Source organism: Acinetobacter sp. YH12041 (assembly GCF_013419975.1).
Taxonomy (GTDB): Bacteria; Pseudomonadota; Gammaproteobacteria; order Pseudomonadales; family Moraxellaceae; genus Acinetobacter.
This window is the reverse complement of sequence record NZ_VOZC01000015.1, coordinates 40,657-53,601: the sequence shown is the minus strand read 5'-3', so window position 1 is coordinate 53,601 and position 12,945 is coordinate 40,657. Positions and strand designations below refer to the sequence as shown.

Genomic DNA, 12,945 nt, shown 5'->3' with positions numbered 1-12,945 from the left:
AAGGTTTCCCTTCAGCCAGTTTAACCCAAATAATGTGATGCAATTTGATAAGTCAGGAATGACATGAAATATGCCAAACCAAACAGGTAGAAGGTCATAAAGCTGACCGTTTTCCATGAACCGGTTTCACGCTTCACAGTGGCTAAGGTCGCCAGACAATGTGGTGCATAAATAAACCATACCAGTAGAGACAAGCCGGTCGCGATCGACCAGCCCAAATCACCGCCGCCACTAATCAGTGCCGCCAGACCCTCAGACATGGCATCTTCATCGACTGCAGACAAGGCATAAACCGTACCTAGTGCTGCCACGACAACTTCACGCGCTGCCATCGCCGGAATCAGTGCAATACAGATCTGCCAGTTAAAGCCCAATGGTGCAAAAATAGGTTGCATCACATGGCCCAGCATCCCGGCAAAGGAATAATCGATATCCGGTAAAGTTGCACCTTCTGGTGGCTGCGGGAACGTACACAGGAACCATAGCAGAATAGATAATGCAAAGATGATGCCGCCGACACGCTTCAAGAAAATTTTGCCGCGATCCAGTAGGCCAATCCAGACGTTTTTCACATCCGGGAAACGGTAACTTGGCAGCTCCATCAACAGCATATGCTGTGACTTGTCCTTATGGAAAAATTTCAGGATAAAGGAAACAATCAGTGCACTTAGAATACCGGCCATATACAGACCAAATAACACCAAACCTTGCAGATTCATGAAGCCCCACACGGTTTGCTCAGGAATGAAGGCTGCAATCAGCAAAGCATATACTGGCAGACGTGCCGAACAGGTCATCAGTGGCGCCACAAAAATCGTGGTCAGACGGTCACGTGGGTCACTAATCGTTCTTGAAGCCATAATTCCCGGTACGGCACAGGCAAAGCTGGACAATAATGGAATAAAGGCTCGGCCCGAAAGACCCGCTTTAAACATCAATTTATCCAGCAGGAAGGCGGCACGTGGTAAATAGCCGGACTCTTCTAGTACCAGAATAAAGAAGAACAGAATCAGAATCTGCGGCAGAAAGACCACTACCCCACCCGCGCCGGCAATAATCCCGTCAACCACCAAGCTGTTTAATAAAGGATGAGCGATCAGTCCACCCATGTACTCGCCCAACCAGCCGAAGAAAGTTTCAATCCCATCCATGAATGGCGCAGCCCAAGCAAAGACCGCCTGAAACACCACAAACATCATAATGGCTAAGCTAAGCAGGCCCAATACCGGATGCAGGAATATCTTGTCCAGAAAATCAGTACGTTTATCTTCCTGATCGGCATAATTCACCACATCTTTCAGAATGCTGGTAATCTGATGATGGTGATCGCCACTCAAACCGCTGAGTTCAGTTTGCGGAGCAGAAAACTTGTTTTTATCCAGTGCATTTTTCAGGTTTTCAATGCCTGAAGTACGCACGGCTACTGTTTCAACCACAGGTACACCCAGACGTTCAGACAGTTTCTGAGTATTAATCTGCATGCCACGACGGCGTGCTTCATCCATCATGTTCAGCACCACCAGCATTGGACGACCCAGCTGAATCATTTCCAGTACCAGTCCCAGATGCAGTTTCAGGTTGGTTGCATCTACAACGCACAGGAAAGTATCCTGCTGGCCTTCTTCTGCAATTTTACCCTGAACCACATTACGGGTAATTTCTTCGTCCGGGCTAGTCGCATCCAGACTATAAGTACCTGGCAGATCCAGTACACGTACCGGTTTGCCTGAAGGAAGCGTAAAATTCCCGACTTTACGTTCAACCGTAACCCCGGCATAGTTGCCGACTTTTTGACGGGATCCAGTTAAATGGTTAAATAAAGAAGTTTTACCGCAGTTTGGGTTACCGACAAGGGCAATACGTAAGGTATCACTCATGCCGCGGCTCCCTGTTCAATTTCAATCTTGGCCGCTTCCGATTTTCGTAAAGCAAAACGCGTAAACCCTACCTGAATAAGAATCGGATCCCCACCAAAAATACCTTTGGTAATGACTTGTACCTGAGTCCCTGGTACAAAACCTAAAGTTTCCAAGCGACTGGCCACAACATCGTGGGAAGCGCCTTTACCATCAGTAGTTCGATTAACTTTTCGAATGATGGCAGTTTGTTTTGCTTTCAAATCAGACAAACGCACCGTGAAAATTCCTAAGACTTTTGTACAGTATACAAACAAATGAGAATAATTAACAAATAAGTATTAATTACATTTCTTCTTGGCTGTATAGCACATCGACATGTCAGTAAAATTAAACTAGAGTGGAGAATAGCAATCAGGCTTCTCGCTTTTAAAAATTATCTTCATTAAACATCATGCTGAATAAAAAACCTCGCATTCCTAGTCCAGTTCAGATTCCTGAAGCTTTCAGTTACTTACAGGGTTTTCGTGATTATCTGATTGCCCAGACAGTGAGCCCTCATACCCGAAATGCCTATTTGTCTGATCTGATCCAGTGTGCTGAATGTCTGGTTAAACCTTTACCAGAATGGAACCATGATGATATTTCCGATGTGCTGATTGAACTAACCAAACAGCAAAAAAGTCCACGTTCAATTGCACGATGTTTGTCCGCCTTACGTTCTTTTTATAAATTCCTGCGGGAACAAAAACTGCGTAGTGACAATCCGGTCGCTGCCCATAAAACACCAAAACTGGGCCGTGCCCTGCCCAAAGACCTGTCTGAAGCTGATGTCGAAGCGCTGATTCATGCACCTGATATTAATACTGCCCTTGGTTTACGTGATCGTGCCATGTTTGAAGTGCTTTATGCGTGCGGTTTACGGGTGACGGAACTGATTAATCTGCGTCTGGATCTGATTAATTTAAAACAGGGCTATTTGCGTATTGTCGGTAAAGGCAATAAAGAACGTCTAGTGCCGATGGGACAGATGGCCTGTGAATGGGTAGAAAAATATTTACAGGAAGCACGTCCGCAACTTTATAAGACAGCGACTGATTATCTGTTTCTCACCCAGCATGGTGGGATCATGAGCCGGCAGAATTTCTGGTATGCCATTAAACGCTACGCACTACAAGCCGGAATTCAGGCTGAACTGTCTCCACATACTTTGCGCCATGCCTTCGCCACGCATTTACTTAATCATGGCGCTGACTTACGGGTAGTACAAATGTTGCTAGGTCATAGTGATTTATCCACCACACAGATCTATACCCATGTGGCACAAGTTAGAATGCAGCAACTGCATGCAACCCATCATCCACGGGCTTAAGAGCTGATTTGAATAGAATAAACTGAGAAGTTTGACGTAGCTCTATCTTTTTTTGCTATGCTAATGCTCTGTTTTTAGTCCAAGAAAAAAAGGGTTATTATGACATTTGCCCGCACCAAAATTTTTATCGCTTGTCTGCTTGCTACCGGTCTGGGACTGAGCGCCTGTTCCAATTCCAATAATTCAGATAAAAAGCAAGATACGCTTACAGCAAGTGCACCGGCGACGGGTGAAGCCTCTAACCTTAGCGAACGTAATGCACAGCAACGCCTGATTTCAACGCTCGAAGGTCATTTCAAAAAAGCGGGGATTAACGCAAAAATCACAGGTATTAAAACCACTGAAGTACCCAACATGTCTTGGGTCAGCCTGGAAGGTATGGCACCTGTGTATGTAACAAATGATGGTAAATACCTGATTCAGGGCGATGTCATTCGCCTTGGAGATAAAGAGCTGCATAATGTCAGCGAAACACTGCAATCTGACGTGAACAAGAAAATCTTTGCAGGTCTTAAAGCTGAAGACCTGTTGATCTATCCAGCCAAAGGTAAAACCAAGCATGTGATCTATGTCTTTACCGATGTCAGCTGTCCGTATTGTCACAAATTCCATGAACAGATGGATGAAATGAACAGCAAAGGCATCGAAGTACGTTATATTGCCTGGCCACGTGGCGAGCAGCATATGCCTGCTATGGAAGCCATTTGGTGTAATTCCGATCGTCGCGCAGCCTTCGATCAGGCCATTGCCGGTGGATCTATCACCCCTACCACTTGTAAAAATCCTGTGAAAGATCAATATCAAATGGGTCTTAATATTGGTGTTAATGGTACCCCGGGTGTATACAGTTCTGAAGGACTTTATCTCGGTGGCTATATGAGTACCTCAGAATTATTGGATCGACTTAAATAACTCATTTTAATTAGTTATTTAACTTTATTTTATAGATGAAGATATTCTGAAATGACCCTAGAGTCAGGCCGCTTTTTTAGCTATGATCTAGGCTCTCGTAAAAAACTGTTTATATTTGGAGTGTGACGTGAAACCAGTTCGTCTGGCAATCCTCGGTCTTGGTACTGTGGGTGGTGGTGCCCTTAAACTATTAAAAGAAAATGCTGCTGAGATTAAACGTCGCACCGGTCGTGAAATTCAAATTACCCATGTTGGTACGCGTCGTCCGCGTCCTGATCTGGATCTACCTGAATCAGTTAAACAAAGTGCAGATCTGCTCGACATCGTACGTCAACCTGATGTAGATGTGGTGGTTGAAGTCATGGGCGGTATTCACCCTGCTTATGAAGTGATTAAAGAAGCCATTTTGCATGGCAAACAGGTCGTAACTGCCAACAAGGCCCTATTGGCTGAACATGGAAATGAACTGTTCAAACTTGCCGATGACAACGCTGTGCAAATTGCTTACGAGGCAGCGGTGGCTGGCGGCATTCCAATTATTAAAGTGATGCGTGAAGGTCTGGCAGCCAACAAGATTGACTGGCTGGCTGGCATCATCAACGGTACAGGCAACTTCATCCTGACTGAAATGCGAGATAAAGGCCGTGCCTTTGCTGATGTACTGAAAGAAGCACAAGAGCTGGGTTATGCAGAAGCAGATCCAACCTTCGACGTAGAAGGCATCGATGCAGCACACAAACTGACATTACTGGCCTCTATTGCTTTTGGTATTCCATTACAGTTTGATAAAGTCTTTACTGAAGGCATTAGCAAAATTACTGCACAAGACGTGAAATATGCTGAAGACTTGGGCTTCCGTATCAAACACCTCGGTATTGCCCGTCGTGCTGAAACTGGTATCGAACTCCGTGTACACCCTACCCTGATTCCTGAAGAGCAATTGATCGCTAATGTGAATGGTGTAAAAAATGCAGTTCTGGTTCAAGCCAATGCGGTTGGTCCTACACTGTATTACGGTGCAGGTGCGGGTGCAGGTCCTACAGCTTCTGCAGTAGTCGCAGATGTCGTGGATATCGTACGTGATATTTCTTATACTGAAGATGGTGCTGGTACAATTCCACAACTGGCTTTTGAAAGCTTAAGTGACCTGCCAATCCTGCCACGTGAAGAAATGACGACTGGATACTATATCCGGATCAATGCTGAAGATCAAACCGGAGTACTGGCTGAAGTAACCTCTATTTTAAGCCGTGAAGGCATCAGTATTGATGCGATTCTGCAGCAGTCACGTCTGAAAGATCTTATTCCTATCGTGATCCTGACTGATCCAGTCAAGGAAGCGAAAATGGATGAAGCGTTAAAACAAATTCAAGCTCTTCCTGTCATTCATGGCGAAATTGTACGAATTCGTTTAGAATCGCTTGATAATTAATCGGGTCGAGGGGACACTCTCCCCTTGCCAAGCTCTACACACAATTGGAACATCATCATGTCGAATGCCAATCGTTATACTGGTTTAGTTGACCGCTATCGCGACCGTTTACCAGTGTCTGCAACTACTAAAGCCGTTTCTCTGGGTGAAGGTAACACGCCACTGATTAAGCTTGCGAATATTCCGCGCATTATTGGCAAAAATGTTGAAATTTATGTGAAGTACGAGGGCTTAAACCCGACTGGTTCATTTAAAGACCGTGGTATGACCATGGCGGTAACAAAAGCGGTTGAAGAAGGCTCTAAAGCGATTATCTGTGCTTCTACAGGTAATACTTCAGCTGCTGCTGCAGCTTATGCAGCGCGTGCAGGTATCAAAGCGTTTGTTTTAATCCCAGAAGGCAAAATTGCGATGGGTAAAATGGCGCAAGCGATGATGTATGGTGCAATTACCATGCAAATCCGCGGTAACTTCGATGACGGTATGCGTCTGGTAAAAGAAATCGCTGATAAAGCACCTGTGACGATTGTTAACTCAATCAACCCGTACCGTCTGCAAGGTCAAAAAACCATTGCTTACGAAATCGTGGATGAATTGGGCCGTGCACCAGATTACCACTGCCTGCCTGTAGGTAATGCGGGTAACATTACTGCGCACTGGATGGGTTATACCGAAGCGGTTGCAAATCAGCCTACTGGCGAGTTTGAACAAGTGGTTTACGACGCTGCAACTGATGCCTTCACTGGTCCTAAACCTGAAGGTCTGCCAACAATGGTAGGTTACCAGGCTTCTGGTGCTGCACCTTTCCTTCGTGGTGCACCTGTTGAAAATCCTGAAACTGTTGCAACTGCAATCCGTATCGGTAATCCACAAAGCTGGAACCATGCGAAAGCGGTTGTTCGTGATTCTAAAGGCTGGTTCGATGAACTGACTGACGCCGAGATTCTGGAAGCTCAACGTCTTCTTTCTATGTATGAAGGCGTATTCGTAGAACCTGCATCTGCAGCTTCAATCGGTGGCGCAATCCGTGACATTAAAGCAGGTAAAATTGCTGAAGGTTCTGTGATCGTGTGTACTGTAACTGGTAACGGTCTGAAAGATCCGGATACTGCGATCAAACAATGTTCTGATGCCGTAATGCTTTCAATTGACGCAACTTTAGAACAGGTTCGTGAATCAATTCTTTCTAATATGTAATTTAGATTGAAATAAAAGGCCCTGCAATTGCAGGGCTTTTTATATGCGCTTAAAAAAGATTAAACACGTTGTTTAGGCAGGCTAGATACCCAAGTCATCAGACGAGTCGCATCATTGGTACGTGCAGCAGTTGAATCCGCACCTAATACCACGACCACCACAGGACGGTTATTCAAGGTGGTGTGCATGACGACACAACGTCCTGCTTCATTAATATAACCGGTTTTAGACAGATTGATATTCCAACCACCATTACGCACCAGTGAATTGGTGTTGTTGGATTTCAATACACGGTAACCCAGGTTGAAATCATAGCTGGCAGTGGTAGAGAATTGACGGATCAGGCCATACTGTGAAGCGGTATTGACCAGAATCCCCAAATCACGTGCAGAAGACACATTGCCAGGATGCAGGCCAGTAGATTCCATATAGTGGGTTGAATTCATGCCCAGCTCTTTAGCTTTGGCATTCATCTTCGCAATGAAGGCTGCACGACCGCCTGGATAAGTACGCGCCAATGCAGCTGCAGCCGGGTTCTCAGACTTCATCAAAGCAAATAATAAGGCTTCAGCACGATTCATGCTGTCCCCGGCTCTTAAGGTAGAACTTGAGCTCTTACAGCCTGCACAGGAAAAATCAGCCTGTTGCAGGGTAATTTTTTCAGACATATTCAAACGCGCATCTGAAATCACTACTGCAGTCATCAATTTAGTAATCGACGCAATCGGGTAAGCATTATTGGTATTTTTACTGAATAACACTTCACCCGTCTGTGAATCCATCACCAAAGCTGCACGCGCACTTACAGCAGGTTGATTACTAAAATGACTATTATCAATAATCTGTACAGGTTTTGTCGGTACTGGCGCTGGTGCACTGCCCTGACGAATCGTCGTCGTAACAGTTGCTGAACCTGGTGGTGAAGGTTCTGCAGCAGATACGCTCAAATTATCATTCATGAGCTGATTGACTTCATCAGAAGACCAGCTGATGCTGGATCCGCCCTCTGTTATGCCAGAATTCATAATGATTTCAGCAAAACTTGTCATGCTCATGCTGATTAACACGGACAGGCCGAGTAGATGCCTTAAAGACTTGTTTATTTTCTTCACTATTCCTTCACTCAACTAACAGAGGTAAGATTGATTTGCGTATTACCTCTAATATGCCTTACATTTAAACACAATGCCGAACATTTTTTGTTCTTGACACTATGTGATAAGTTTCAGATTTAATCTGCGAATAGGATTGCTAATTTTGTAGTTTCATTGCAAGCTTATTTTGCTTTATGTAACAAAAAAACGATTTTTTAATGAGGGAGAGTCTAGGTGATCACAGTTTTAGTTGTCGACGACCATGAATTAGTTCGTACTGGAATTTGCAGAATGCTGGAAGACCATGCGGATGTTCAGGTGATTGGACAGGCTGAATCTGGTGAAGAAGCAATTACCCTCGTCCGTCAGCATCATCCCAATGTGGTTCTGTTAGATGTCAACATGCCAGGTATCGGTGGTGTAGAAACCACACGCCGTTTGCTACAGACTGCTCCTGAAACCAAAGTTCTTGCGGTCAGTGGCCTGGCTGAAGAACCTTATCCTTCACTATTATTGAAAGCAGGTGCCAAAGGTTATATCACCAAAGGTGCACCTGTATCAGAGATGGTCCGTGCCATCAATAAAGTCATGCAGGGCGGTAAATATTTCAGTGCCGATATTGCTGAACAGCTGGCGAGTTCTTACCTGTCCGATACCCAGCAATCCCCTTTTGATGCACTGTCTGAACGTGAAATGCAGGTAGCCATGATGGTTGTGAACTGTATCAGTGCGCAGGAAATTGCCGACAAGCTGTTTGTGAGTGTTAAAACAGTCAATACTTACCGTTACCGGATCTTCGAAAAACTGAATATCGATAGTGATGTTAAACTAACCCATCTTGCAATGCGCTATGGCCTGATTAAACCTTAATTTAACCCTCTGCTTAATGCGGTTCCTATGGCGCAAACATCCAGTTATTCTGAACTAAATCAATATCATCTGGGCCTATGGTATAGCGCCTACCGCCTGATTATCAGCACGGGTCTGTTGCTGATTTTTCTGCTGAGTTATCCTGATATGACTACAGATTATCAGTATCCTAAACTCTATCACTATGCCTTAATGATTAGCGTCGCCGTCAATACTGTGCAGCTGTTTACGCTGAGATGGGTAAAGCGCCTGATTCAGCCGCAGTTCATTCTGATTTTTGCCAGCGATGTCTTTTTTCTCAGTTTATTGACCTTGGCCAGTCAGGGTCCAAATGTCCATCTCGGACTGATTTTTGTTATTACCATTTTTTCAGCCTCATTATTACTGGATGCCAAGAAAGCCCTGATCATCACCCTGATTGCGGTGATTAGTATCATCTACCAGCATTTTATCGGCAGTATTTTTGCCTTTTCCTCGCTTACCAATATCGGGAATAGTGCCCTGCTGGCCTTTCTATTTTTTGTCGTCTATGGCTCGGGACAAATTGCGGTACGGCGCTTTCAGATTCTGGAAAACCTGAATTTTTCTCAATCGCTGGAACTATATCGCTTACAGAATATTAACCGCTATATTCTGGAACAGATTGAAACCGGCTATCTGGTCTTAGATGAGAATTACCATGTGGTGCTCAGCAATCCGGCTGCCTGTCATCTGCTGGGTATTGAGCCAATGTATGCCCATGAAAGATTTTCGTTATACCAATCTCAAAATGATTTGTTTGAACTGATCCGTTTTGAGAATCTGGAAAATGGTGAGCGGTTTCAATTTGAATCCCAGCAGAGTCGTTATAATATTCACGTGCAGGTACAAAAGCTGATTGTGCCGCACCAGACTCTGACTCTCCTCGTGCTGCAAGATGCCCGCAAACTTAATCAGCAGGTGCAACAGTTAAAGCTTGCTGCTCTAGGCCAGCTTTCCGCCAGTATTGCCCATGAAATTCGCAATCCTCTGGCTGCCATTGTACAGGCCAATGATCTTTATCTCGATTCTGAACCTGAACAGCAACAGGTTCTGCATCAGATGATCAGCCGACAGGCTACCCGTATTGACCGGATTATTCAGGACACCCTGAATATGGTGAAAAACAAGGAAACCCATCCGGTCGTAATTCAGCTGAATGAATTTATCCTACTGTTTATTCAGGAGGATTTAGCAGATGTGGCGGACCAGATTCAATTTAATATTGATGTACCACTGGCAATTCAGTTCGATGAAGCCCAGTTACGTCAGATTCTAATTAACCTGATTCGTAATGCCATCCGGCATAATTCACCGGATTCGTCCCATATTCAATTGAATATTCACCCATATGAACATAAGGTATGGATAGATGTCCGGGATTTTGGCTCTGGTGTTGCCACCCATGATCAGGAATTATTATTTAAACCTTTTTTCAGCACGTCTATCCATGGAACGGGACTCGGACTATATTTATCACACAGTTTTTGTGAAGCCAATCAGGCACAACTCAACTACATTTCACAAGAACAGGGCGCATGCTTTCGGATTAGCTGTCAACGTGTGACAGCATAAAAGGAATAAGGGGAAATATTGTGGAACAACAACCACTGGTTTTATTGGTGGATGATGAGGAAGATCTATGTACCCTCATGCAAATGTCATTGATGCGCATGGGAATCCGTACGCATATTGCCCATCGTCTGGAAGATGCAAAAAAATGTCTTAGGGATCATCAATATGATGCCTGTCTGACAGATCTAAATCTTCCTGATGGCAATGGTCTACAATTACTGGACTGGATTAACCAGCATTCCCCTCACCTTCCGGTAGCTGTTCTAACGGCCTATGGTAATATGGAAATTGCCATTGCTGCACTCAAGGCAGGTGCATTTGACTTTGTCAGCAAACCGATTAATCAAAAGCATCTGGAACAACTGCTGCAAAAAGCGCTAAATAAACCAGTAGACTATTATCAGAATAATTCCAATGATTCATTAGAACATAAATTGCTGATTGGACAATCTCTGCCTATTCAGCAATTGCGGGTCACCTTGAAAAAAATTGCCCGTTCTCAAGCTCCGGTATTTATTACTGGTGAATCAGGGACCGGGAAAGAAGTGGTGGCCAATCTGGTCCATCGTCTTAGTAACCGCAATGAAGGACCTTTTATCGCGATTAACTGCGGTGCAATCCCGACTGAATTAATGGAAAGTGAACTGTTTGGCCACAAGAAAGGCAGCTTTACTGGCGCGACTCAGGACAAACAAGGACTAATTCAGTCTGCCCATGGAGGTAGTTTGTTCTTAGATGAAATCGCCGAATTACCGCTATCTATGCAGGTTAAACTGTTACGTGCCGTCCAGGAAAAACGCATTCGTCCCGTCGGTTCTGACACTGAAATTGATGTCGATTTCCGTGTCATCAGTGCCAGCCATCAGGATCTCGATGCATTGGTACAACAAGGCAAATTCCGTCAGGACTTGTTCTTTCGTATTCATGTGATGGATCTGGTCTTACCACCCCTGCGTGAGCGCGGCCAGGATATTCTGCTCCTCGCTGAGCATTTTATTCAAAAGATCTGCCAGGAATGGGAGATTCCTGCGAAAAAACTGACGGAACGGAGCAAGGAATTTTTACTGGAGCAATACTATCCGGGCAATGTACGCGAACTGCGTAACATTATTGAACGAGCTATTACTTTGAGTGATGAAGACAAGATTGATCTTCAGCATCTGCAAACTGCTCCACTGCGTCATCTGGCACCTGTCTTATCAGAAACGGCAAATCTGGCAGAGCCGACCTCATCTACGGATCAGATCATTATTCCCAAGAAACTCCCCGAGGAAGGTCTGGAACTGTATTTAGAAAAGATTGAAAAAGAAATTCTGCTGAATGCTTTGAATCTGACGCATTGGAATCGTACATTGGCCGCCAAAAAACTCGGTATGTCGTTTCGCTCTTTACGTTATCGTCTGAAAAAATTCGGACTGGATACCGAAGAAGAGGAATAATTATTTCTGCAGGAGCAGCAAGTCTGTGACGTGATCCAGATAGCTCTCCTCACGCGCATCCTGACCGAGAGGATAGGTGAAATGTGGCTGAATCCCCTGTCCTTCAATCATATTGCCGCTCGGGCTAAAGTATTGCGATACAGTCATCTGCAAAGCAGAGCCATTGCTCAAAGGAAACAGTTTCTGCACCACCCCTTTGCCATAGCTCTTTTCCCCTACCACCCAGGCACGATTATGTTCTTTCAGAGCAGCAGTAAATACTTCTGCAGCGGAAGCCGAACGGTTATTGATCAGAATACCAACTTTCAGGTTCTGGAACTCAATTCCTGGTAGTGCCTGAAATTGCTGATTGCCTTCAGAACGGCTCTTGGTCGAGACAATAATGCCCTGATTCAGGAACAAATCTGCTGATTCAACAGCCGCAGACAATAAACCACCCGGATTATTACGTAAGTCAAACAGCACTGCTTTCAGGCGATTGGTTGAATAACTTTCAATAATTCGCTTGATTTCATTAGCAGTATCTTGCTGGAAAACTTTGACCTGCAGCACCAGAACCTGATTACTGTGTAAAGTCGATTTAATCTCGGTATCCACTTTGGTATTGCGGACCAGTGTAATCGGTACACTTTGCGCAGAAAGCTGAAGCGTTAAAGTAGAGCCAATGGCACCAGTCAATAAATCTCGCACCTGCTCACGTTTCAGCGCACTCAAGACCTGATCATCAATCTTATAAACTGTGACACCATTGCGAAGGCCTTGTTTGGCAGAGTCAGCATCCGGACTTAGGCCTTGTATCATCCATTGTTTTAGCTGTGGATTAAAATGCAGATCAAAATCAATACTGGCCAGATCACCTTCAGTATATTCACGCAGCTGTTTATAATCTTCAGGAGATAAATAGCGGGAATAGCGGTCCAGGCCGCTCACCAAACCTTGAATGGCTTGCTGGAAAAGCACATCGTCATTTTTGTCTTGAATATAATTATCTTTGACGATGCCATAAATCTGAACAAATTCCTGGATGGATGTAACAGGAATTTCATTATAGACCTGTTCATCCATTTCCAGTTCATCGAGTGCCATCTCGGTCGAAACAGCACTCCAGGCGGAATGACTCAAACACATCAGTAAGCAGGATAAGACTACAGACTTGCCATGTGTTTTTATCATTCTTAGA

General features: G+C 44.6%; 11 protein-coding genes. 7 read left to right on the top strand and 4 right to left on the bottom strand.

What is annotated here, in order from left to right; translation table 11 throughout:
* Nucleotides 1–20: 20 nt before the first annotated feature.
* Both FTU00_RS11755 and FTU00_RS11750 read right to left on the bottom strand, forming a co-directional pair.
* Complete coding sequence (locus tag FTU00_RS11755; RefSeq protein WP_180003813.1) at nucleotides 21–1,877, bottom strand: ferrous iron transporter B; 1,857 nt, start codon at nucleotides 1,875–1,877, stop codon at nucleotides 21–23.
* On the bottom strand, nucleotides 1,874–2,134 hold the full coding sequence (locus tag FTU00_RS11750) for a FeoA family protein (protein ID WP_004787267.1): 261 nt from the start codon (nucleotides 2,132–2,134) through the stop codon (nucleotides 1,874–1,876). The genes FTU00_RS11755 and FTU00_RS11750 overlap by 4 nt, the downstream gene beginning before the upstream one ends.
* A gap of 176 nt (nucleotides 2,135–2,310) precedes the next feature.
* Between FTU00_RS11750 and xerD the strand changes: the two genes are divergently transcribed.
* The 4 genes from xerD to thrC all read left to right on the top strand — a co-directional run bounded on the left by xerD (nucleotide 2,311) and on the right by thrC (nucleotide 6,769).
* On the top strand, nucleotides 2,311–3,228 hold the full coding sequence (gene xerD, locus FTU00_RS11745; protein WP_159124366.1) for a site-specific tyrosine recombinase XerD: 918 nt from the start codon (nucleotides 2,311–2,313) through the stop codon (nucleotides 3,226–3,228).
* Between the two features lie 99 nt (nucleotides 3,229–3,327).
* The gene (locus FTU00_RS11740; protein ID WP_180179752.1) at nucleotides 3,328–4,140 is read left to right on the top strand and encodes a DsbC family protein; all 813 of its coding nucleotides are present in this window, start codon (nucleotides 3,328–3,330) and stop codon (nucleotides 4,138–4,140) included.
* A gap of 127 nt (nucleotides 4,141–4,267) precedes the next feature.
* Nucleotides 4,268–5,572, top strand: a complete 1,305-nt coding sequence (locus tag FTU00_RS11735) for a homoserine dehydrogenase (protein WP_005233480.1) — start codon at nucleotides 4,268–4,270, stop codon at nucleotides 5,570–5,572.
* Between the two features lie 57 nt (nucleotides 5,573–5,629).
* Nucleotides 5,630–6,769: a threonine synthase gene (gene thrC / locus FTU00_RS11730; RefSeq protein ID WP_180070115.1), complete on the top strand. Its 1,140-nt coding sequence runs from the start codon at nucleotides 5,630–5,632 to the stop codon at nucleotides 6,767–6,769.
* 59 nt (nucleotides 6,770–6,828) lie between these two features.
* On the opposite strand, the gene FTU00_RS11725 is transcribed toward thrC, so the two are convergent.
* Nucleotides 6,829–7,881 (bottom strand): serine hydrolase, encoded by a 1,053-nt coding sequence (locus FTU00_RS11725; protein ID WP_180179751.1) that lies wholly within the window; start codon nucleotides 7,879–7,881, stop codon nucleotides 6,829–6,831.
* Between the two features lie 216 nt (nucleotides 7,882–8,097).
* On the opposite strand from FTU00_RS11725, the gene FTU00_RS11720 reads away from it, so the two are divergent.
* The 3 genes from FTU00_RS11720 to FTU00_RS11710 are packed head-to-tail and all read left to right on the top strand — an operon-like array spanning nucleotide 8,098 to nucleotide 11,765.
* On the top strand, nucleotides 8,098–8,733 hold the full coding sequence (locus FTU00_RS11720; protein WP_005233474.1) for a response regulator: 636 nt from the start codon (nucleotides 8,098–8,100) through the stop codon (nucleotides 8,731–8,733).
* A 27-nt stretch (nucleotides 8,734–8,760) separates the two neighbouring features.
* Entirely contained in the window at nucleotides 8,761–10,326 is a 1,566-nt protein-coding gene (locus FTU00_RS11715; protein WP_180179750.1) for a PAS domain-containing sensor histidine kinase, read from the top strand.
* Between the two features lie 17 nt (nucleotides 10,327–10,343).
* Nucleotides 10,344–11,765, top strand: a complete 1,422-nt coding sequence (locus tag FTU00_RS11710) for a sigma-54-dependent transcriptional regulator (protein WP_373684718.1) — start codon at nucleotides 10,344–10,346, stop codon at nucleotides 11,763–11,765.
* On the opposite strand, the gene FTU00_RS11705 is transcribed toward FTU00_RS11710, so the two are convergent.
* Nucleotides 11,766–12,938, bottom strand: a complete 1,173-nt coding sequence (locus FTU00_RS11705; protein WP_180179749.1) for a S41 family peptidase — start codon at nucleotides 12,936–12,938, stop codon at nucleotides 11,766–11,768.
* Nucleotides 12,939–12,945: the final 7 nt, after the last annotated feature.